The sequence below is a fragment of the Acinetobacter sp. YH12086 genome, assembly GCF_013419345.1.
GTDB lineage: Bacteria > Pseudomonadota > Gammaproteobacteria > Pseudomonadales > Moraxellaceae > Acinetobacter > Acinetobacter amyesii.
In genome coordinates this window covers 39,570-62,236 of the sequence record NZ_VPAF01000017.1, presented here as the reverse complement: position 1 = coordinate 62,236, position 22,667 = coordinate 39,570, and the positions used below count along the sequence as shown (strand labels likewise).

At 41.4% G+C, this 22,667-nt stretch carries 21 protein-coding genes and 2 tRNA genes; 9 read left to right on the top strand and 14 right to left on the bottom strand.

Annotated elements, in window-relative coordinates; all coding sequences use genetic code 11:
• Nucleotides 1–55: 55 nt before the first annotated feature.
• The 4 genes from FTU29_RS14830 to tpiA form a co-directional block, all read right to left on the bottom strand.
• Nucleotides 56–132 (bottom strand) — tRNA-Met (locus tag FTU29_RS14830).
• Nucleotides 133–180: 48 nt separating this feature from the next.
• Nucleotides 181–265 (bottom strand) — tRNA-Leu (locus FTU29_RS14825).
• A 52-nt stretch (nucleotides 266–317) separates the two neighbouring features.
• Nucleotides 318–647: a preprotein translocase subunit SecG gene (secG, locus tag FTU29_RS14820; protein ID WP_180122609.1), complete on the bottom strand. Its 330-nt coding sequence runs from the start codon at nucleotides 645–647 to the stop codon at nucleotides 318–320.
• A 13-nt stretch (nucleotides 648–660) separates the two neighbouring features.
• Complete coding sequence (gene tpiA / locus FTU29_RS14815; protein WP_180122608.1) at nucleotides 661–1,452, bottom strand: triose-phosphate isomerase; 792 nt, start codon at nucleotides 1,450–1,452, stop codon at nucleotides 661–663.
• Nucleotides 1,453–1,727: 275 nt separating this feature from the next.
• On the opposite strand from tpiA, the gene pilB reads away from it, so the two are divergent.
• The 4 genes from pilB to coaE all read left to right on the top strand — a co-directional run bounded on the left by pilB (nucleotide 1,728) and on the right by coaE (nucleotide 6,195).
• Entirely contained in the window at nucleotides 1,728–3,437 is a 1,710-nt protein-coding gene (gene pilB, locus FTU29_RS14810; protein WP_180008042.1) for a type IV-A pilus assembly ATPase PilB, read from the top strand.
• Nucleotides 3,438–3,469: 32 nt separating this feature from the next.
• On the top strand, nucleotides 3,470–4,699 hold the full coding sequence (locus FTU29_RS14805) for a type II secretion system F family protein (protein WP_078189420.1): 1,230 nt from the start codon (nucleotides 3,470–3,472) through the stop codon (nucleotides 4,697–4,699).
• Nucleotides 4,700–4,764: 65 nt separating this feature from the next.
• Nucleotides 4,765–5,583: an A24 family peptidase gene (locus FTU29_RS14800; RefSeq protein ID WP_078189546.1), complete on the top strand. Its 819-nt coding sequence runs from the start codon at nucleotides 4,765–4,767 to the stop codon at nucleotides 5,581–5,583.
• Nucleotides 5,584–5,592: 9 nt separating this feature from the next.
• Complete coding sequence (gene coaE, locus FTU29_RS14795; RefSeq protein WP_180122607.1) at nucleotides 5,593–6,195, top strand: dephospho-CoA kinase; 603 nt, start codon at nucleotides 5,593–5,595, stop codon at nucleotides 6,193–6,195.
• Between the two features lie 14 nt (nucleotides 6,196–6,209).
• On the opposite strand, the gene FTU29_RS14790 is transcribed toward coaE, so the two are convergent.
• The 3 genes from FTU29_RS14790 to FTU29_RS14780 form a co-directional block, all read right to left on the bottom strand.
• The gene (locus FTU29_RS14790; RefSeq protein ID WP_373423634.1) at nucleotides 6,210–7,130 is read right to left on the bottom strand and encodes a DMT family transporter; all 921 of its coding nucleotides are present in this window, start codon (nucleotides 7,128–7,130) and stop codon (nucleotides 6,210–6,212) included.
• Between the two features lie 8 nt (nucleotides 7,131–7,138).
• A complete protein-coding gene (gene rlmB, locus FTU29_RS14785) occupies nucleotides 7,139–7,897 on the bottom strand; it encodes a 23S rRNA (guanosine(2251)-2'-O)-methyltransferase RlmB (RefSeq protein WP_078192567.1) in 759 nt (252 codons plus the stop codon).
• Nucleotides 7,898–8,072: 175 nt separating this feature from the next.
• Nucleotides 8,073–8,396: a pyrimidine/purine nucleoside phosphorylase gene (locus FTU29_RS14780; protein ID WP_067763086.1), complete on the bottom strand. Its 324-nt coding sequence runs from the start codon at nucleotides 8,394–8,396 to the stop codon at nucleotides 8,073–8,075.
• A 599-nt stretch (nucleotides 8,397–8,995) separates the two neighbouring features.
• Here FTU29_RS14780 and recN point away from each other — a divergent pair.
• Nucleotides 8,996–10,657 (top strand): DNA repair protein RecN, encoded by a 1,662-nt coding sequence (recN, locus tag FTU29_RS14775; protein WP_180122606.1) that lies wholly within the window; start codon nucleotides 8,996–8,998, stop codon nucleotides 10,655–10,657.
• Nucleotides 10,658–10,718: 61 nt separating this feature from the next.
• Here the strand turns inward: recN and FTU29_RS14770 are convergent, their stop codons facing one another.
• Nucleotides 10,719–11,444 (bottom strand): hypothetical protein, encoded by a 726-nt coding sequence (locus FTU29_RS14770; RefSeq protein ID WP_180122604.1) that lies wholly within the window; start codon nucleotides 11,442–11,444, stop codon nucleotides 10,719–10,721.
• Nucleotides 11,445–11,752: 308 nt separating this feature from the next.
• On the opposite strand from FTU29_RS14770, the gene FTU29_RS14765 reads away from it, so the two are divergent.
• A complete protein-coding gene (locus FTU29_RS14765) occupies nucleotides 11,753–12,307 on the top strand; it encodes a YqgE/AlgH family protein (RefSeq protein ID WP_078189425.1) in 555 nt (184 codons plus the stop codon).
• Nucleotides 12,300–12,743, top strand: a complete 444-nt coding sequence (ruvX, locus tag FTU29_RS14760) for a Holliday junction resolvase RuvX (protein WP_078192570.1) — start codon at nucleotides 12,300–12,302, stop codon at nucleotides 12,741–12,743. The genes FTU29_RS14765 and ruvX overlap by 8 nt, the downstream gene beginning before the upstream one ends.
• A gap of 105 nt (nucleotides 12,744–12,848) precedes the next feature.
• On the opposite strand, the gene FTU29_RS14755 is transcribed toward ruvX, so the two are convergent.
• From FTU29_RS14755 to FTU29_RS14745, 3 genes are read right to left on the bottom strand one after another with little or no spacing between them, the layout of a single operon-like run.
• A complete protein-coding gene (locus FTU29_RS14755; protein WP_180122602.1) occupies nucleotides 12,849–13,853 on the bottom strand; it encodes an HlyD family secretion protein in 1,005 nt (334 codons plus the stop codon).
• A 34-nt stretch (nucleotides 13,854–13,887) separates the two neighbouring features.
• Nucleotides 13,888–14,094: a DUF1656 domain-containing protein gene (locus FTU29_RS14750; protein ID WP_168378210.1), complete on the bottom strand. Its 207-nt coding sequence runs from the start codon at nucleotides 14,092–14,094 to the stop codon at nucleotides 13,888–13,890.
• Complete coding sequence (locus FTU29_RS14745; protein WP_180122600.1) at nucleotides 14,087–16,186, bottom strand: FUSC family protein; 2,100 nt, start codon at nucleotides 16,184–16,186, stop codon at nucleotides 14,087–14,089. The genes FTU29_RS14750 and FTU29_RS14745 overlap by 8 nt, the downstream gene beginning before the upstream one ends.
• 463 nt (nucleotides 16,187–16,649) lie before the next feature.
• On the opposite strand from FTU29_RS14745, the gene FTU29_RS14740 reads away from it, so the two are divergent.
• The gene (locus FTU29_RS14740) at nucleotides 16,650–17,426 is read left to right on the top strand and encodes an IclR family transcriptional regulator (protein ID WP_180024252.1); all 777 of its coding nucleotides are present in this window, start codon (nucleotides 16,650–16,652) and stop codon (nucleotides 17,424–17,426) included.
• Nucleotides 17,427–17,656: 230 nt separating this feature from the next.
• Here the strand turns inward: FTU29_RS14740 and FTU29_RS14735 are convergent, their stop codons facing one another.
• Nucleotides 17,657–18,283, bottom strand: coding sequence for an alpha-ketoglutarate-dependent dioxygenase AlkB (locus FTU29_RS14735; protein ID WP_180122598.1), 627 nt, complete (start codon nucleotides 18,281–18,283; stop codon nucleotides 17,657–17,659).
• A 172-nt stretch (nucleotides 18,284–18,455) separates the two neighbouring features.
• Between FTU29_RS14735 and FTU29_RS14730 the strand changes: the two genes are divergently transcribed.
• Entirely contained in the window at nucleotides 18,456–20,252 is a 1,797-nt protein-coding gene (locus tag FTU29_RS14730; protein ID WP_078189432.1) for an ABC transporter ATP-binding protein, read from the top strand.
• Nucleotides 20,253–20,309: 57 nt separating this feature from the next.
• On the opposite strand, the gene phoU is transcribed toward FTU29_RS14730, so the two are convergent.
• Together phoU and FTU29_RS14720 are read right to left on the bottom strand one after the other, a co-directional pair.
• Nucleotides 20,310–21,026, bottom strand: coding sequence for a phosphate signaling complex protein PhoU (gene phoU, locus FTU29_RS14725; protein WP_078189433.1), 717 nt, complete (start codon nucleotides 21,024–21,026; stop codon nucleotides 20,310–20,312).
• Nucleotides 21,027–21,109: 83 nt separating this feature from the next.
• On the bottom strand, nucleotides 21,110–22,465 hold the full coding sequence (locus FTU29_RS14720) for a TolC family outer membrane protein (RefSeq protein WP_180122596.1): 1,356 nt from the start codon (nucleotides 22,463–22,465) through the stop codon (nucleotides 21,110–21,112).
• Between the last annotated feature and the right edge of the window lie 202 nt (nucleotides 22,466–22,667).

The window sequence follows — 22,667 nt, the reverse complement described above, 5'->3', positions numbered from 1 at the left end:
TCTCAGCTTTAAAAGCTGTCCATTTAAAAGTTTGCATCTTAAAAATAGAATTGATTGGTAGCGGGAGCTGGATTTGAACCAACGACCTTCGGGTTATGAGCCCGACGAGCTACCAGACTGCTCCATCCCGCATCAACAGAGTTTTGCTGCATACACCAACTTATGTTCTGGATTATAAGTTGGTGCGGAAGGGGGGACTTGAACCCCCACGCCCGAAAGCACTACCACCTCAAGGTAGCGTGTCTACCAATTCCACCACCACCGCAGCTGTGACGCATTCTAGTCGCAACACGTCAAAAAAGAAAGCGCTAAATAAATTATTCAGCGCTTTTTGGTGCAGTTGGCGAAGTTTCAGCCGATTTTACTGGCGCAGTCGGTACTGAAGAAATCGCATTCAGACTATAAGCATCTGTCGTTTGTTTCTTTGCAAACACAGCAAGTGTCAAGCTCGTAACGAAGAACAAAGCCGTTAAAATCGCAGTCAAACGGGTCATAAAGTTACCCGAACCCGATGCACCAAATACAGTTGCAGCACCGCCGCCACCAAAAGATGCACCCGCATCTGCGCCTTTACCATGCTGAACTAAAATCAGCACGATCATTAAAATCGCTAAGATAATATGTACCACCAGCACAAACGTATGCATGCTGAACTCCTAATTATTTTGTATTTGCAAATGCTTGAGCAATTTTATAAAACGACTCTGCATTTAATGATGCACCACCGACCAGCGCACCATTGATATCCGGACAGGCTGCCAACTCTACTGCATTTTCAGGTTTTACACTACCACCATAAAGAATCGCAGTATGAAGTCCCATTGGGGTGATTTGGCTTAAACCTTCACGAATTTTAGCGTGCATCGCTTGCGCATCTTCAGGTGACGCCGTTTTACCTGTGCCAATAGCCCAAATTGGCTCATAAGCAACCACAATTTGTTTCCACTGCTCTGCTTGTACAACAGCAGCAATATCACATATTTGTTGTAACACTACCTGTTCTGCTTGGCCGCTTTCACGTTGTTCTAAGCTTTCACCCACACAATAAATCACAGTTAAACCTGCGTTTAATGCATTTTTTACTTTTTCATTAATGATATGCGGTTGATCAGCAAAAATTTCACGGCGTTCTGAATGACCAATCAGTACAAATTCAACACCATAATCTTTTAATAGCTCAGCACTGAGCTCACCCGTATATGCGCCGGTACCTGCGAAGCGAGAAACGTCTTGTGCAACGGTTATGATGTTACGGCTTGCTTGTGCTAATTCATTTTGCACCGTGGTCAGAGCAATAGCTGTTGGTGCAACCCCAATATGACATGCCGCTTCAGCAATATTTTGTTCATCTAATAATTGCTTAAAATTCTTAAGAAGTGCGCCAGCATCGGCTTGCAATGGGTTCATTTTCCAGTTACCCACTACCCAAGGCGTAATCGTCGAACCCGACATATTTATCCCACATGACAAAGATGAAATCGGGCACATTCTACACGTAATTCATAATTTTGAAGATAAATTTCAACACATTTGCATCTTCGAAGCACACCAGTCATTCCAAGATCTTCACTTTTCTGTAAAAAAATTAAGCAGATTTAAGGACTGGTTCATGCTTTTTACCAATTCTTAGCTAGTGACAACACTTTAAGATATGGTATTTTTGTGCAACAAAAGTATAATTTTGCTATACCAATTATAAACAGACTGAAGCATAGGCAAGTAAAAGCATGACAGCAGTTCAAGGTTCTTCAAGATTTACGGGGTTTATTCGTCGCTTAGTTGACGAAGGGCATCTGTCTGCCGAAAAAATGCAAGCAGCGCTGCAAAATTCAAAAAAGGCTCATCAAGATATCGTGCCGCATTTGATTCAGGAATATCACCTTTCAGCACGCCTGATCGCAGAAACCATCTCGATAGAGTTCGGTGAACCGGTTTTTGATATTTCAACTTATGATACGTCTTTAATTATACGTGATGAATTTGAAGATAAACTCATTACCAAGCATCGTATTTTGCCTATTTTTAAACATGGCAATTTATTATTCGTTGCGATCAGTAATCCCACCAATATTGAAGCAGTGGATGCCATTCGATTTGGTAGTAAGCTGAATACTGAAACAATTATTGTTGAACATGACAAACTTGAAAAGTTAATTGAACAGAACTTTGCTGAAGAAAGTACTTTTGACTTTGATGATGACTTTGATCTTGATTTAGAACAGGAAACTATTGATCCAGCGAAAGAAGATGAAGATGAAGCAACGGGGGATGAAGCTCCGATTGTTAAATACATTAATAAGCTGCTAGTCGACGCAATTCGTATGGGTGCATCTGACTTACATTTTGAACCCTACGAAAAAACCTATCGCGTCCGCTACCGTGTCGATGGCGTGTTAAGAACAATTACAAATCCGCCCTTGCAGCTCGCTACACGACTCGCTTCACGTTTAAAAGTCATGTCACAAATGGACATCTCGGAAAAGCGTATACCTCAAGACGGTCGTATCAAGTTAAAGCTGTCAAAGAACAAAGCTATCGACTTCCGTGTGAACTCTTTACCGACATTGTTTGGTGAAAAACTTGTTCTACGTATCCTTGATCCATCTAGTGCGATGCTAGGGATTGATGCGTTGGGTTATGAACCGGATCAAAAAGAACTGTTCATGCAGGCTTTAGAAAAACCACAAGGCATGCTACTCATTACCGGTCCAACGGGTTCCGGTAAAACCGTATCTCTATATACAGGTTTAAATATTCTCAACCGTGAAGATACCAACATTTCAACGGCCGAAGACCCTGTGGAAATTAACTTAGAAGGCATCAATCAGGTCAACGTAAATAATAAAGTCGGCCTCACCTTCTCTGCAGCCTTAAAATCATTCTTACGTCAAGACCCTGATATTGTGATGGTCGGTGAGATTCGAGATTTAGAAACGGCTGAAATTGCCATTAAAGCAGCTCAAACGGGTCACATGGTGATGTCTACACTGCATACCAATAGTGCACCTGAAACACTTACACGCCTACGCAATATGGGCGTGCCTTCATTTAACATCGCGACATCCGTGAACCTTGTCATTGCGCAGCGACTTGCACGTCGCCTATGTTCACAATGTAAAGAAACCGTAGAGGTACCAAAACAAAGTCTACTGGAACTTGGTTTTACTGAAGACGATTTAAATACACCAGAATTTCAAATATACCAACCTGTTGGTTGTGCCGAATGCCGTGAAGGCTATAAAGGTCGTGTCGGTATATATGAAGTCATGAAAGTGACACCTGAAATTTCAAGAATTATTATGGAAGATGGCAATGCCTTACAAATTGCCGAAGCTTCAAATCAAGCAGGTTTTAACAATTTACGCCGTTCAGGCTTAATTAAGGTCATGCAGGGGGTGACTTCACTTCAAGAAGTCAATCGTGTGACCAGTGAGTAAGTGAATTAGTATTTAAAAATAAGGATAAATTCATGGCTGTAAAAAAAGCGCAGATGATGCCAACCTTCAGTTATGAAGGCGTGGATCGCAAAGGGGCGAAAATCAAAGGGGAAATGCCTTCGCGTAATATGGCTTTAGCCAAAGTCACTTTACGTAAGCAAGGCATTACCATCCGAACCATTCGAGAAAAACGTAAAAACATTCTCGAAGGCTTGATGAAAAAGAAAGTATCCACTTTGGATATCACGGTATTCACGCGCCAACTTGCAACTATGATGAAAGCCGGGGTACCGCTCGTTCAGGGCTTTGAGATCGTGGCAGAAGGCTTAGAAAACCCAGCCATGCGTGAAGTGGTTTTGGGGATTAAAGGTGAAGTTGAAGGCGGCAATACCTTTGCAGGTGCACTCCGTAAATATCCGCAGTATTTCGACAACCTATTTTGCTCTTTGGTTGAATCAGGCGAACAATCGGGTGCACTTGAAACCATGCTGGATCGTGTTGCCATTTATAAAGAAAAAAGTGAATTGCTTAAGCAAAAAATCAAAAAGGCCATGAAATACCCAGCCACAGTTATTGTGGTCGCGATAATTGTGACCATTATTTTGATGGTGAAAGTTGTACCCGTATTTGAAGGCCTTTTCAGTTCATTTGGTGCAGAACTGCCAGCTTTTACTAAGATGGTTGTCAATATGTCAAATTGGACTAAAGATTATTGGTTTATCATGCTCGTGGTTATTGCAATATTAATTGGTGGGTTTCTAGAAGCAAAAAAACGTAGCAAAGCGTTCCGAGACTTCTTAGACAAAGCTGCACTAAAAGCACCAATTTTTGGTGATTTGGTTTATAAAGCGATTATTGCCCGCTATAGCCGTACCTTGGCAACCACCTTTGCCGCAGGTGTACCTTTAATCGATGCACTAGAATCGACTGCAGGTGCAACCAACAACGTGGTCTATGAAACAGCGGTCATGAAAATTCGTGAAGATGTCGCGACTGGTCAGCAATTGCAATTCGCCATGCGTGTTACCGATAAATTTCCACCTATGGCAGTCCAAATGGTCGCTATTGGTGAAGAGTCTGGTGCTTTAGATGCCATGCTAGATAAAGTGGCGACACATTATGAGAATGAAGTAGATAATGCTGTAGATGGTTTAACCTCTATGATGGAACCCTTAATTATGGCCATTCTCGGGATTTTAGTAGGGGGGCTTGTTGTCGCAATGTACCTCCCAATCTTCCAAATGGGTTCAGTGGTTGGTTAAAACCAAGGAAAGGGAATATTTTGTTTACTGATTTTTTTAGCTACTTAATCAACAACCCAACTGCGATGTATATCGCAGTTGGGATTTTTAGTCTTTGCATCGGCAGTTTTTTGAATGTGGTGATTTACCGCACGCCGAAGATGATGGAACAAGAATGGCGCACGGATTGCCAACTGTTTTTACATCCAGACCAACCGATTATTGATGAAACAAAGATTACCCTGAGTACCCCTGCTTCAACCTGTCCAAAATGTAAAACGCCAATTCGTTGGTATCAAAACATTCCAGTCATCAGTTGGATCGTGTTACGCGGAAAATGTGGAAGTTGCAAAAACCCGATCAGTAGCCGTTATCCACTGATCGAATTACTCACCATGATCTGTGCGCTGATTGTTGTTGCAGTTTTTGGTCCAACCATCCAGATGCTGTTTGGTTTGGTGCTGACTTATGTATTGATTGCCTTAACATTTATTGACTTTGACACCCAACTTTTACCTGACCGTTATACCCTTCCTTTGGCTGCACTCGGGCTTGGCGTGAATAGCTATGCCATTTATACCTCTGCAACCTCAGCCATTTGGGGATATATCATCGGCTTCTTATGCCTATGGGTTGTTTACTATTTATTTAAAATCATCACTGGCAAAGAAGGTATGGGCTATGGTGACTTTAAGCTTTTAGCTGCCTTGGGTGCATGGATGGGCCCTTTCCTGCTTCCACTGATTGTATTACTCTCTTCACTGGTGGGTGCAATCATTGGCATTATTTTGCTCAAAGTCCGTAAAGAAAACCAACCTTTTGCATTTGGTCCCTATATTGCCATCGCCGGATGGATCGCCTTTTTATGGGGTGATCAAATTATGAAAATTTATTTGGGTCAGTAAGGTCGTTGTATGACATTTGTCTTGGGTTTAACAGGTGGTATCGGTAGCGGTAAATCTGCTGCAAGCAATTGGTTTGAACTCCAAGGCATTCAAGTCGTCGATGCTGATATCGTTGCACGGGAAGTTGTTGAACCGGGGCAACCCGCACTGAATCAAATTCAGCAACAATTTGGTGATTGGGTTTTACTTGCAAATGGCGAGTTAAATCGGCGTGCATTACGTGAACATATCTTTAAAGATCCTACAGCACGTCAAGCACTTGAAGCCATTACCCATCCAGCAATACGTCAATCCATTATCCAACAATTAAACGAAGCCACTAGCCCCTATGTCATCTTGGTTTCACCACTGTTATTTGAAACCAATCAACATGAATTGACCAATCACACCTTGCTGATTGATGCCACGGAACAATTGCAAATTCAGCGTGCATCACAGCGTGATGGTCAAAATATCGAACAAATCCAAAAAATTATTCACGTACAAATGCCACGTCAGGAAAAGCAAAAAATCGCCGATGATATCGTGCTGAATGATGGTCATTTAGATCATCTTTATGCACAGCTTCGACCCTTGCATCTCAAGTACTTAGCGCACGCTGAAAAAAGCTAAATAAAAAAGCAGTCTTACTCAGACTGCTTTTTTTGTTGTTCGAGTTGCTGCTCTAGACTATCCTTTCGTCCCAACCATTTCCACGGTTGAATCGCTCCAATCCCCATCCCGACCAATCCGCACACGATTGCAAAACTTAAAGGTTCATTTAGCAGCGGCACCGCTAAAATCGCAGCAATAAAAGGTGCCAAAGTTACGATGCTTCCGGCTTTAAATGCACCTAAGCGTTTTATTGCCTCTACATACGTTAAAGTCGCAATAATCACCACAAAAATACCGTGAAAGATGACTTGCCCAATGAGCTGCAGCGGCTCAGGATCGGACCAATGTTTAGGGAAAAATATTAGATAAATTGGCACAAATACCACGGCAGACCAAATCGCAACCCCTGCCATGGCATGCCAAGCAGAGAGCTTCCATTGCTTAAGCAATACCGTAAATATCCCCCACCAAATGGCACTGATAAAAAACAGCAAATCACCGAGACCAAACGCTACACCGGTTTCCACATACATCAAATAGCTCATTAAGCTAATAGCAGAGACCATAATCACTACACTGATCCATGTATGCTTATCGAGCGGCTGTTTGAAGATCAGAAACGCGGCTATGGCTGTACATAAGGGAATACAACCATTGAGAAAAATTGCAGCATGGGCCGCAGGAGCATAATGAAACGCACTATAGGCCGTTAAGCAATAGGTCACCCCGCCGAGCATGGCAAGGATAAAAGGCTCTTTCTTCCATAAAAAAGCCGTATCTTTTTTATAAATCAAAATTGGCATTAATATACAAAATGCCAAAGCAAACCGAAGTGCGGTAATGTCCCAAGCACTGATTCCCCAATTGGCGCTTAAACGTGCTGTTAAGGTGAATCCGCCCCAAATACACATGGTAATGAAAACATATAAATAACCTTGCTTTTGGGGAGACATCATTACTTCTATTTCAATTCATTATTACGTTGACGACATGCTTCATACAATGCCATACCGGTTGCGACACTGACATTTAAGCTTTGCAAGTTTCCAGCCATTGGAATATAAACAGTTTGATCACATTGCGCCTGCGTAATAGGACGCAAACCTGTATCTTCAGCGCCCATCACCACACATACACCCGTACCAGTAAAGTCAAATTTTTGAATCGGCAACGCTTTTTCATCTAGCATGGTGCCGACCACACGCACGTTAAAATCTTCTTTGATTTGAGCCAATGTACGTGCTAAGTTGGTCACCTGAATAAACTTCACTTTTTCAGCACCACCAGCAGCAACTTTGCGGGCTGTTGGGGTAAGCGTCGCTGAACGATCACGCGGTGCAATCACGGCTTCAACGCCCATAGCTGCCGCTGTACGGATACATGCACCAAGGTTATGTGGGTCTGTAATATGATCTAAAGCCAATAGCAACGCATTGGGATTGGCTTGTAATAAAGCCTCTAAATCTTTTTCGTTTAAGACTGGATGGGGGCGTACAGCCGCGACCACACCTTGATGGAACGGTTGTCCCGCAAGTTTTTCCAAACTATCACGGCTAGCTTTTTGAATGCTGACACCAAACGGTTCTGCCAACTCAAAAATACGTTTTAAACGCTGATCATCACGTCCTTTTAACGCAAATAAAGTTAATACGCGTTCTGGCTCAAGTTCCAGTAATGACTCCACTGAATGAACGCCATAATAATATTCCGGTTTCGCCATGAACGACCTCTAATTTGCAAACTTCGAAAACTTTTAAACAGGGTATGATCACCCAGCGCACAGCTTAGGTTATCAAAAAGAAAAATCCTGCAAAGCAAGCTTTACAGGATTTATGCTATGACACATAGTTTAACCGATTTGAAGTTAAAAAACTGTGCCTAAATGGATTGAATTATTAGCCTTCTAAGTGGCACACATAATCCAAGACTTCATCTGTTTCAATTTTAAAACGGCTATTACCTGGCACGTAGAATGATTGACCCGCACGGAATAGTTCGCTTTCTTCGCTATCAGCAATTTGAACACGACATTCACCTGAAATAATTTCCATACGTTCAGGTACATGGGTTTCAAAAGTCAGCGCTTGTTCAGTTGGAAGCAACACACCCAGTGTTTTCTTGGTTCCATCTTCAAATTGCACAGTGTGGCTGATACATAGACCGCCAAAATAAACATTTGATTTTTTGATGACTGATACATGATCAAACTGTGCTGACATGCGTTTTCTCCAGATAAAGCATATTTATAATATTTTGATCGAAGTAGTTTAATTGTGCTGCAAAAACTAATCAATCAGTGTTGAAAATTTTGAGATAGATAATTACAAAAATCTGAGAAGTGGATATGTCCCAATACCATCTCACTATCTTGACATTGAGAATCTAAAACAAACTGTACTTTTGTACAAAATACTTTTTTTATTTCATCCACTAAAGTCCTAGTTAGGGTCTATAGAAACGCTGCAAAATCATTTCACAGATATACATGGATAATGAATTATATGGACGGATTTAAGAGACCAAATCATGACGTTTTAAGGCAATAACACGTTAGATTAAATACAAGAATACATACACAAACGTGTTTTGTGAGAACTTAGCAAAATGTTGGATGGTTTAAGCTCACGTTATGCAAGATCATTTACTCTTTGCATCACTACACTGCGTGCTTACGGCAGATACGAAACTAATTTCTTATTAAACTGAAATTTAGGATAGAATTATGAGGTTTTTCGTCATCTTAAAATAAAACTTATCTTGTGACTAAAACAAAACTTAATTATCTTTAACTAGAACTTTTCGCAGCTCGGATGCGTGTATGCTGACACATTTAACTCTGATCAATTTTGCATTAGCCGACCATTTAGCCATCGACATTGAACAAGGCTTTAACGTCCTGACGGGTGAAACAGGTGCAGGTAAATCTTTGCTGCTAGACGCACTATCAGCATGTTTAGGTGAACGAACAGACACCAACTATGTGCGCTATGGATCAGACAAAGCCGATGTGACAGCGACCTTTAGCTACCAAGAGCACAGTCCTGAAGCACTGTGGCTCAAAGAACACGAACTAGATGATGAGTCTGGAGAAATTCATTTACGTCGCGTGATTTTTGCAACAGGTCGCAGCAAAGCATGGATTAATGGACGTCCGAGCAGCTTATCTGAGTTAAAAGAAATTGGCCGCTTATTGGTACAACTCTATAGCCAACACAGCCAACAACAACTCTTAGAACCGCCCTATCCAAAACATTGGCTAGATCGCTATTACAATTTTTATCAGCCGGCTCAAGCCGTTCGTGATGCCTATAGCAAGTGGCAAAAGGATATTCGACAGCACCAAGCAGCACTCGATGCCCAAGCCACACGTAAGCAACGGATAGAAACGCTTGAACTTCAATTAGAAGAACTTGAAGACCTTGTGCAAACGGACTACAAAGAAATCGAGCAAGAATTTGACCGTCTCAGTCATCATGAACATATCATGCAGGATTGTAGCTATGGTCTAAATGCCCTCGATGATGCCGAGCAAAATATCACTCAAGAAATGGGCGCGATCATTCGTCGAATTGAATCGCATGCAGGACGTAGTGAACAACTTTCTGAAATTTATACGTCGCTACTGAACGCTCAAAGTGAAATTGAAGATGCCACCGCAAATTTACGTCAGTTTATTGATCGTCAAAGTTTTGATCCTGAACGTATGGACGAATTAAATACCAAACTGGAAGTTTTTCATCGCTTAGCGCGTAAATATCGTACTCAGCCTGAAGATTTAAAACAAGAATACGAAGCATGGCAACTTGAGTTAGAGCAACTGCATCAGCTGGAAGATCCTGAAACGTTGGCAGAACAAGTGGAAGTGTCTCATCAAGACTTTTTAACCAAAGCACAGCATTTGGATGATATTCGTCGTGAAGCATCTACCCCATTGGCGAAGCAGTTGACTGAACAAGTGAAGCAGCTCGCGCTCCCAGAGGCTCATTTTGAATTTAAATTTGAGCCTCTAGAACAAGCTTCAAGTGAAGGTTTAAGCTTTATTCAGCTGTTATTCACAGCCAACAAAGGGATTCCTGCTCAGCCTCTAGCACGCGTGGCATCGGGGGGTGAATTGTCACGTATCGCCTTAGTCATGCAAGTGATGAATGCTGAAAAAACCGAATCCGAAGTGTTAGTCTTTGATGAAATTGATGTCGGGATCAGTGGCGGAACGGCAGAAATTGTGGGGCGTTTGTTGGCTGATTTGGCGCAGCATGTTCAAATTCTATGTATCACGCATCAAGCGCAAGTTGCAGCACAATCCGATCAGCACTTGTTGGTGAAAAAACGTCAAACGGATCCTGCAAGCAGTACCATTATCGAATTAGAAGAAGATGATCGGATCCAAGAGCTGGCTCGAATGACTGGTGGTGTGGAGATTAGTCAAACGACCTTACAACACGCAAAACAGTTGCGACAATTAAAATTTCAACATAGTTAATTTTTGATGCTTTCAAAAAAGCCTGTGTATTCAAAGTACACAGGCTTTTTTCTTAAATACACTATTTGACAATCCCCTGATACACAAAGGCTTTCGAGCCTAAGCTATAGCGTAAATATTTATACTGCGGCTGATGTTGTTGATTGAGTAACATAACATCCACGTGTTTCGGACTGATTTTGAGATATTCATTACCGCTACGACGATCGGTTTCATAATGGCAGTCATAATCTACCGAGATTTGATCTAGTTTCTTTTGCTTAGTTTGAAATACATAAGATTTAAGTAACTGTTTTGGTCCAACTTCAACAGCTCTTAGATGATGTAGTCCACTGCAATTATCACCTTTATAATAACTCTTCACCAAATATACGGTTTTATTTTGGATGTTGATCGGCAAAATTTGATTGATATAGCCTGAGTCAAATTGATCTAAATGTTGCGTTTTTCCCGTTGCATATTGCACATAGCTGCTCCACTCCCCCATGGTGCCTCCACCAGACACATCAAAACTATAAAATTTAAGTTTTTTATCTGGTGAATATTGCACATGAACAAAACCTTGCTTTTCGAGTTGCGTAAATCCGTAGTGAAAACTGCTCGGATCTGCCGCAATGACATCCACAATTTCACGTTCTATCGCTTCATTGACCTCATAAAAATTTAAGTTTTTATATTTTTTAATTACTTGAGATTCATGTTTTTGTAAGTCAGCAATTCCTGCAAAGCCCGAAATAGGTAGGCTTACACAGAGTGCCATCCCTATTATTTTTGAATAATGTGTCATTGTTTTACCCTCAGTTTATCCTGCTATTTTAAGCAATATCAGTCATCCATCACGTATATCTTCTCCTCGCTTTTGTACTGCTGTTGTTCAAATCACCTGTCATCGCTTTACAATTCACCGTATTGTAGACCTGCCTGCACGATGAAGATATTTATCTTGCCCCTCACCGGTCGAGCATGACAAATATTGAATTTGCAGAAAAACTCATTGTTGAAAACTTGTGAGTCTAGTATGTTGATAAATACAACGTTATTCGAATGCAATTCACCCCAAGAATCAAACTTACCCCAATAAGGAGAAGCCATTAGGTGACTAAACAATACCTCACACACCGCTGCCTGATTGCTCCACCCGAAATGAACGATGAATTCTTTGCCAATACGGTGATTTATTTAGCGCGACATGATGAAGATGGCGCTCAAGGCATCATTATTAATCGTCCTTCGGGCTTGCAGATCAAAGAACTATTGAATGATTTGGAAATTGAGGCAGATAATGTGCATCCTCATGAAGTGTTGCAAGGTGGTCCTTTGCGCCCAGAGGCAGGTTTTGTTCTTCATACCGGTCAACCGACATGGCATTCGTCTATTGCTGTAGGTGAAAATGTCTGCATTACCACGTCTAAAGATATTTTAGATGCGATTGCACACAATGAAGGTGTGGGTCGTTATCAGGTGGCTCTAGGCTATGCCAGTTGGGGTAAAAGCCAATTAGAAGAAGAAATTGCTCGGGGTGATTGGCTCATTTGTGACTCAGACATGGATTTAATATTTAACTTACCTTATGACGACCGCTGGGACGCTGCCTATAAAAAAATGGGCGTAGACCGCATGTGGTTATCATCTGAGATTGGACATGCCTGATTTACCACAATATCAAATGATTATGGCCTTTGACTTTGGCACACAAAAAACAGGAATGGCTGTTGGACAAGCCCTGATTGAAAGTGCAAATCCCCTACCACTCTTTCCCATGAAAGATGGCATTCCCAATTGGGATAATCTACTCAAGATTGTGAAACAGTATCAGCCGGATTTGTTCATCGTGGGTCTACCACTCAATATGGATGATAGCGAATCTGAGCTCTCCACACGTGCGCGTAAATTTGCACGACGTCTTCGCCACCAAACCAATATTGAAACCTTAATGGTCGATGAACGCTTAACTACGCGTGAAGCGCGTGATGAATTAGATCATTATCAAGCCCAAGGCCGTGCGAAGAATCTTTCTGCCGACAGCCTTGCTGCAGCATTGTTTATTGAAAGTTGGTATCGGAATCCAGTCGGGCTAAAACCTTAAGCGCTTTCAACAAACAGGCAAATAAAAAAGCATCCAAAAGAGGATGCTTTTTTATGCGCAAGATTGATCACTCAATGCTGCGCAAATGAAATGATTGGGGATAACTTAGTTTTTATCCACAATATGAATCGTAGTGGTTCGACCCGCGACAAAAGCCAACTGATCATGCGGCACTTCATCCAGTACAATTTTCACTGGTACACGCTGTGCCAAACGGACCCAACTAAAGGTTGGATTAACATTAGCAAGCAAACCATCAGTCGATGTACGTTCACGGTCTTCAATCCCTGTTGCAACGCCTTGTACATGGCCTTTATAAACTTCAGAACTTCCCATCAGTTGGATTGTTGCAGGTGCGCCAACATAGATTTTATCCAGTTTGGTTTCTTCAAAATATCCCACAACATACAATTGTTGACGGTCAATTAAGGCCGCTACGGCTTGACCTACTTTGACATAATTCCCCGCTTTGAGTTCAAAGTTAGACAAAGTTCCATCTGTTGGGGCAACCACTTCCGAACGTTTTAAATTCAACTCAGCCAAATGCAAACTGCTATTCGCTGCTTCAATTAGGGCTTTTTGCTGCACCACACTGGCTTTGGCTTGTTCAATCGCGGCCTGAGTTTGCTCATGTTCTGCATGGGATTGATCACGTACTGCAAACATTTGATCTTGTTCTTGTTTTGAAATCGCACCGTCCATCAAACTTGCATAACGATTTGCATTTTTATCTGCAAGATTGATATTGGCTTGTGACTTCACTAGATTTGCTTTGGCTTCAGAAAGCTGTGCTTCAGCCCCTGCTAGTCCTGCTTTGGCTTTCGCCAAGTCAGATTTGGCTTGCTCAACATCCAACGCTTGACGTGCCACATCTATACGAAATAACACTTGGCCTTTTTTCACTTGTTGGTTGTCTTGAACCAAAACGTCTGTGACTAAACCCGAAACATCCGATGACACTTGAATCACATCACCACGTACACGCCCATCTCGCGTCCATGGTTCCGAATTGTAATAGTCCCAAATATGTTTCAGCGCAAGTAATGCGCCGCATAGCACGATTATCAACAATACAGGCCGAACATATTTTCGGACATTCAAATTGGTCATACGATTACCTCAATCATTTCATTTTTTTAGGGGCTTAGAACTGGCAGAAAATAAAGATTTCATGCACCAGCCAAAGCAACATTACAAATACACCCAAATAAAAAATATTGGGCATCGGCACCCAATCTTGCGCCATCCATCGGTCAAGCAAACGCATGATGACCCGCAATAACAGATAGGCCAATACCGCTTGAATCAATAGAATGGGCACATAGACGCCATACACATTTAGCTCACCCATGTTGTGCCTCGACCTGTAAATGATTTGGAATCTGCTGTGTTAGGACATGACACAAACTGCTTTGAATATTGTTCAGTGAATACTGAATTCGATGCATAACATCGTCGTTTTCCACACCCTGAACGGCCTGATTCAATCGTTGAATTCGCTCTACAATTTGCTGTTTCAAGCTCATAGACACATTCTTTTGCCCTTGTTCCATGGCCCGAAAATAGTCATCTAAATCTTGTTGTAACTCTTCGAGTTCGCTGAGCAGTGCATCATTCGGATCGAGTTTATTCATCAGTTCTTGCAAGCGGGTCAAATCAATCACCGCACTGGCTTCCACCAAAGCCCACTCGATCTGTTGTTTCAAGTTCCCTGATTGCACCATTTTGCTATTTAGGATGCCGATTCGGTCCAACATACTGCGTAAATGCACCCGAAACGGTAAGCCGTATGGCAGATATAAAGCCTGACGCAGTGCCTTGTAATGCTGTGAAAGTATGCGTTGGGCCGTCATATCTGGTGACATCGCACGCACTAAATGAATAATAAACACCGAAATAATGGGTCCCAAAACCGTCCCAATCGATGCATCAAAGAAAAACACCTGATCAAGGCTAAAGCGGTTTTGAAAATTCAACCCCATGATGGTCCCCATCAAAAGCGGCAAGCTGATCCCAATCAAAGGCGGATGTAAAAACAGCATCAGACAGAACATCACAAACGGTGCTAGCACCACGATCAACTGCCAAAAGGCGGTCACATGCGGAAAAATGCCATAGGCGTAGATGAACACCATGAACGCCGCATACATATTGGCGCGAATAAACATTTTCAATGCAGGAACAGGATTATCCATTGCCGTTAAAATACAAGCACTGATCGCAGCCATTTCAGCCATCATAAATCCAGCTTTCCAACCACTAACGATCCAAAAACCCGTAGAAATTAAAATAATCAAACATGCAGACACCCCGCCACGAATAGCACCCCCCGCATCTCGGTGCAAAGTCGGATAATGACTATTGCTCAAGGCGGTCAGTGTGGTTGGTAAAGTGGAGTCGCCTTGCTGTACCCGCTGCCAAAGCAGACGAATCGCACGAATATTCTGAATAAAATGGCGAATATCCATTTTTAGACTGCCCAAAATCACCTGCTGTGATGGCAATGCCTGTGCCTGAATCTGTTGAAAATCTTGCTCAAACTGTTCAGGCAATTGATTAAGTTTACTTTCCTCAATCTGATGTTGATCTAATAAAAACGCGGCAATATGTTCATGGGCTTGCTTGAGTGCCGTCCGATAATGTATGTCCAGACCGTCTAATTGTTTCATCCGTTCAGACATGGCCACCAAGTTACTGACCAACAAACTCAACTGATGCAAGATTTCCTGCAATGGACGTGTCATACCTTTTAAGGTGGATTTTTCATAAGACAAATGCACCGCCATGACATGTATATCCGCGATATCTCGTGCAATATTGCCGAGATTTTTTGAATAATTTTCTAGTTCGGCAGGCTCTAATAAAATCTGATCAAAAATTTCTTTGGTATCGGCAAAGGTTTTACTCACCCGTGTTTCGACTGCAGGGCCAATATGCATTGGAAATAATGTCGTAGTCACGATGGCACTACATACCACACCCACCGTAATTTCGAGAAAACGCCCCAAAGCCATATCGAAGATCGAAGCGGTATCAATAAAATACACCACGTTAAAACAGATAATGACCGTGGTATAACCCGCCAACATGGAAACATAACTACGAGGCGTACGGTCTAGCAGTGACAAATACAGGCAAAACCCAACCCAAACCGCCAAAAAAACTGTAAACAGTACTGGCATATGAATAAGATGTGGCAGTGCCACCACTGACACAGCCGCCCCTAAGAATGTTCCTAATACACGATACAAACTTTTTGAAGACGTCATCCCTGAATATGGATTCGCGATCACGAAAACGGTGCCAATTGCCCAAATCGGATAAGCCAAATTCAGTACAAAGGCCACATACAATGCCAACATGCCCGCGATGAACGTTTTGGTCGCAAAAATCCAGTCCATTTTATTGGGCCGAAAAGCGAGTATTTGTTTCGTCAGCAGCATGATTGATCTCGTCGGTTTGCTTCTTTTTAGTGAAAACGGCCTCGTATCGAATGCTTAAACATTCGACAGCACAACCTGTATCACGGCACAGGAATGACTAGAAATTTCAATAAGTAAAGAAGCGATTCAAATCGTGTTTCAAACCATTTGAATACAAAAAGTAATGTGCAACATTGCCTGCGCATCGAAAAAATTGGCAATATTTATTCAATATAGGATATTTTCACAACAATTTTGCTAAAAAAACAAATTAAAGTCAATATTAATATCTTATTTTGATAATTGACCCATATTTTAAATGCGTATTTCAATTTTTTATTATGCTTTTATCAGAATAACCCAAGAAACCCTGTGATATTTCAGATTTGTTTCATTTTCAATGTAGAAAAGCGCAACATCAGGCCGAGCAATTTGTTATAAAGTAACTTAACGATTCATTTTTATTGTGACCAAGCAGGTTCTTATGGCGCTTTCCAGTTTTGGTAAAATTCTCACCGTACTCGACTTATTTTCAGTTGCTCGTCCCATCATCAATGTCGACATTATTAGTGAAGAATTAGGCTTATCTAAACCAACGAGCTATCGCTATTTAAAAGAACTGGTTTCTGCTGAATTATTGCAGCGCCTCAGTGGGACTTCTGGCGATTACACACTGGGTTCAAAAATTGCTGTGCTTGATTTTATTTCTCGCACCACCGATCCATTGGTGCAAATTAGCATTCCCTTCATGAAAGAAATTGTGGAACGCACAGAGTCTTGTTGCTTATTGACGCATCTGAATATCGACTCATGTATTGATGTACATCATGAACTTTATAAGGACTATACTGCCTTGGCATATGGTCGAGGTAGCCCACGTCCAATGTACAAAGGCTCATCGTCTAAAGTGATTTTGTCGCAGTTACCTAAGCAACGGATTTTAGATTATTACCACCGTTTTGCGGACGAGTTATCTCAAGTTGGTTTTGCGCATAATGAAGAAGAATTTATGCAGCAAATGAAAAAGATTAAAAAGCAGGGTTATTATTTTTCCAATGGTGAAGTTGACCCGAATATGTCGAGCCTATCGATTCCGATTAAATTTTCCAGTAAAGAACCCCCGCTTGCTTTGACCCTATTGGCGTCTAAAAATCGTTTTGAATTTATGAATTTTCAAAAAGTCGTAGAAATGATGCAAGACTGTACAGCGCGTATTGAGAAAAAATACAGCAGTATGATGGAAGAATCGGACGCCATTTAAATCTGATCAGTTTGCACACAACTGATGCAATGTTGTAAAGATGATATTTAATTAATCTGATAAATTTATATTATTAATTGAATTTATTAATTATAAATATTAGATAAATTATCATAATATGATTATTGTTCTTTAGCAGTCATCTCAACCATGTGTTCCATGATTTCAGTTGATTGTCGCTATACTCTTCCTCAGAGAAAGAAAAAAGCTCATCTAGATATGGGCTTTTTTTACGGCTGTTGATCATAGAAATAACGAAAGGTTAAATTCACCCTCGGCTCGGTCACTTTCATCGACTTCATTAGGGCATGTTTCCAATACCGTTGGGTTTTCCCACGCATCACAATCAACTGTCCACTTTGCAGTAAAAGCTGTACTTTCTCTTGAGTGCTTTTATGTTTAAAGCAAAACTTTCGGCTTGCGCCAAAACTCAAAGATGCGATCACCACCTGCTGTGTGGGTGAAAGCAAAGATGGCTCATCATCACTATGCCACCCCACCGCTTGCGTACCATTTTCGTATAAATTGGCCAAACAGGAATTAAACGTCTGACCCACCCGTTGCTCAATATGTTGCTTTAAGCGCAGTAAAGCTGGATTCCAGATCAATGCCTGCTTTTGCATGCCTGAATAGTGATACTCATAATGAGCATCTCCATACCAAACCACTTTTCGTTCCGTTTGAAAATACTGTCCATGCAAAATGACTTCATCATGCTGCCAAGCCAACTGCGTGAGGAAATAGCGTAAATATTTTTCACTCTCTTCGGCGTTGAAGATCAATCCATAATCTTCAACTTCACCATCATAGGGCAGCAGGTTTGCATGCGGTTCAGGCGCAAATAATTCAAAATTCATCGGTTCAACTCAACACTGTTTGGCGCAGCACCATGATGCTGATGTCGTGAGCACATTTAAAAAATATCTTAGCCGAAAAACTCTCGTCACAAATCAAAACATTGTCATTACTTGTCGCATAGAATTTTCAGTCTTAGACTAAAGCTCATATTCACAATAAAAATAATTGCTTATGAACCTGTGGCAGCTTTTCCAAAAATTACGTCCATTCGTACAGCCATACCGCTGGCTGGTGGTCGTGACGCTGATCTTGACCTTAATTGGCTCACTCACGGCACAGGTGAATGCCCTGACACTCAAATATGCCGTAGACAGCATCAATCAGCTTTTACAACAAGGCCTTGGTCTAGCCAATGGTTGGCATATATTAATCACCATCACCGTAGTCTTACTAGGAAAAGAAGTCATCAATGCCATCGTGCAATTTGGACAAAAATCGTTTGGTGAAAAATTACGTATTTTAATTTCTCAGGATTTGTCCCAAGGCATTATTGAAAAATTTATCACCTATCGATTGGCATTCTTCGATCAACAAGACAACCAAGCAGGCAAACTCCAAACTCGAATTGATCGGGGGGTTAGCTCGCTCACACGACTGGTTCAAATCTTTTTTATTGATATTTTACCGCTATTTACCAGTGCTATTATTGCACTGGGCTTAATGTATTATGCCAATGTTTGGGTTGGCGTGGTGGCCACAATTATTGTGCCGATTTATTTTTGGCTAACTTTCAAACAATCACAAAAACTGGCAGGCAAACGCCGTGCCCTACGCGATAATTTTGAAAAGAAAAATCAGGGTATTCTGAGTATTATCAACTCGATAACGGTCATTAAATCTTTTAACAAAGAAGCCGTCGAATCGAAAAAGCAATTAAATCTGCAAAAGTCACTGACTGAAAACCAAATGCAGACACGGCAAACCAGTTATATCTTTGACGGACTCAAAACCTTTATTGAACAGGTCGGTGTGGTACTGATCATCATTCTAACAGCCTATTTTGTTTTGGATGGGCAAATGAGTATCGGGATGATTATGTATCACGTGTTGTTATTTAATAATGTCTCTGCCCCGATTCGCTCGCTGCATCGTATCTATGATGAAATTAACTCTGCGATGATTTATTCGGAAAGCTTCTTTAACATCTTAGAAGCGGATCATGAAATTGAAACCAGTGGCACTGCTCAACCTCCGATTCAAGGTCAGTTTGAATTAAGCAATGTCGACTTTAGCTATCCCAATGGTTTTCAGGCATTGCACCGCATCAACATGACCATCCAACCGAACAAAATCACCGCCTTGGTTGGTTTATCTGGGGCTGGAAAATCGACATTAATTAGCTTACTGGATAAGTTTTATCATCCTCAAGCGGGCAATATCAAACTCGATGGCATCGATTTAGAACAGATTGATACGCAGTATTTACGTGAAAATATTGGTTTGGTTTTACAAAAAAATCATATTTTCCCAGGTTCAATTTTTGAAAATATTCGCTATGGAAAAAGTACAGCCACAGAGCAAGAAGTCTTTGATGCAGCACGGAAAGCCTCGATCCATGATCAGATCTTAAAACTGCCGCATGCCTATGAAGCCGATGCCTTACTGCTCTCAGGTGGACAGCAACAGCGTATTGCCTTGGCACGTATGTTCCTAAAAAATCCGCCGATTATTTTCTTAGATGAACCGACTGCAAGTTTAGATGCTATCGCGGCTGAACAAATTAAAAATAGTCTGGATCAAATTAAACAAGGGCGTACCGTCATCATGATTTCACATAGTTTGTCGCAAATTATCGATGCCGATTACACCTATGTGATGAAAGACGGACAAATCGTAGAACACGGGGAGCATCATGATTTGTACCATCAAGAAGGTGCTTATAAGCAAATCTTCGATGCGATGGCGAAAAGTTTAAATATTGACAAAATTGCCCGTACTTTTGAAGAAGACGAAGAAACACATAGTTAATTTAGACCGAAAAAAGCCCATCATTTGATGGGCTTCGTTCATCTTGATGTTAATCAATTAACGCTGAACTTTTTGCTCAATTTCTTCAACACTGGTGTGACGGACATCTAGACCTTTCACCATATAAATCACTTGTTCAGAGATATTTCGTGCATGGTCACCAATACGTTCAAGTGAACGCAGCACCCAAAGTACATTCATGACTCGAGTAATGTGCCGTGGATCTTCTATCATATACGTCATGAGGGTACGGGTTGCCGATTGGTACTCACGGTCAATATCGGCATCGGCCAAAAGGACACGTAAAGCCTGATCTACATCCAAACGTGCAAAGGCATCAAGCGCATCATGAATCATCACGCGGACTTGGTTGCCAATATGACGTGTTTCCATATAGCCACGCGGTGAACCACCCTCTTCACACAAGCTTTGTGCAATACGGGCAATTTTTGCCGCTTCATCACCAATCCGTTCTAAATCGGTGTTGGCTTTCGACATCGCAATCACCATGCGTAGATCAATCGCAGCAGGATGACGACGTGCCAAAATTAGGGTAAGCGCTTCATCAATTTCAGTTTCCATACGGTTCACCGTATTGTCTTGAAATTGAACATCGATCGCCATCGTTGCATCCGTATCCAATAAGGCATGAATGGCATTTGCAACCTGCTGCTCCACCAAACCACCCATGGTCATAAATTTGGTATGCACATCCTGCAATTCTTCATTGAATTGCGAAGAAATGTGATGGTTTAAAACAGGATTATTAGGCAAAGCGAGTCTCCACTACAACGTGAATCGGCAGATTTTAGTGCCATATTAAAGCATATTGATTGTGAAACTTTTATGACCATGGATTATTTCTTTAGTAAGATCGATGGCTGATTTTTCTGATCGACCAACCACGCATTCATTTCCACTAAATCAGCTTCTGTTAATTTCCCAACTGAGGCTTTAAGTTGTAGAACATGAATTAAATAATCGTACTTGGAATTTAAATAATCTTGACGGGCTGAGAAGGCATTACGCTGTGCCAGTAGCACATCAACCATAGTTTTCAGACCTTCTTGGTACTGAGCTTGTGACGCCAAAGACACTTGCGCGGAAGAATCCATCGCGGCTTTACGTGCCTGTAATTTACTTTGATCCATTTCGACTTGCATATAAGATTTTTTTACATCGGTTTGTGCTTTTCGAATTGCTGCATCCACCTGTGCTTGGCTTTTCTCAACATTGATCGCCGCTTGCTTAATGGATTTCTGTGTCCGTCCACCATTAAACACATTCCAGTTCATTTCAATCCCCACCTGATCAAATTGACCATCTTGCGACATGATGGATTGTGGACTTTGCTTGTTATACCCATAGGTCCCTACCGCTTCAATCTGAGGATATAAAGCGGCTTTTTCGACACGTTTACCATCTTCCGCATAACGTTGTTGCATACGCGCTTGTAAAATACCTAGGTTCTGCTCCTGAGCCAGTTCTTCCCACGCTTGTACATTGTTTGGAATCGGTTTTTCAAACTGAAAATCTTCACGTAACACCGCCAAATTTTCTCGATATGGCCCAATCAACTGTTGTAATTGTTCCTGCGCCAAAACCAATTGAACATTGGTTGCCATGCGGTTGGCCCGAGCATTTTGATATTGAGCATTGGCTTCGCTGACATCACTTTTTGCCACCAAGCCTTCTTTTAATTTAGCATTCATCATGCGTAGCTGTTCCGATAGCGCCTGTTCTTCTTGTAAGTTGGCAACCGTCAATGCTTGCTGACGTAGGACATTAAAATAAGCTTCAGAGACATTTAAAATATGATCTTGTTTTTGAATCCGCAGATTGATTTCACTTAAATTAATCGAGGTCTTGACTTGCTTCAGCCCTTCCCATGCATCCCAACGAAAAATGGGCTGACGAGCAGTGAGCGCAATTTGTCTTGTTGTGGTGCTGTCTGGCATAATCAGCCCGGCTTGAGCGCCGCTTTGGTTGGAATTTTGATTTTTTCGAGTCACATTCCCAGAGATTGTTACCGTCGGGAGTAAGTTCCCATTGGCAATCCCCAAATTCAATTTATCCGCTTCATATTGTAGTTTATTGGCTTGCCAATTGGGGTCTTCTTGTTTTGCACGTTCATAAGCTTGCACAAGATCTAGCGCACACGCCCATTGACTCGTGAAAAGCAAACAAAGACCCACCACAACTTTTTTGTTCATTTTTTTTGTAAATTCCTAATATTCAAATGCCCGAGATTGAATATTCAAGCCTAAAACTAAGCAGATACTAATCATATCCTTGCAAATTTCCGTATGATTTTTATTAATTTTTTATATCAAATGCGACAAAACCGGATAATTTCAGTCGTTTTCGGACACTACTCACAACGCTATAACAAAGAACTGTACAATAGTACACATA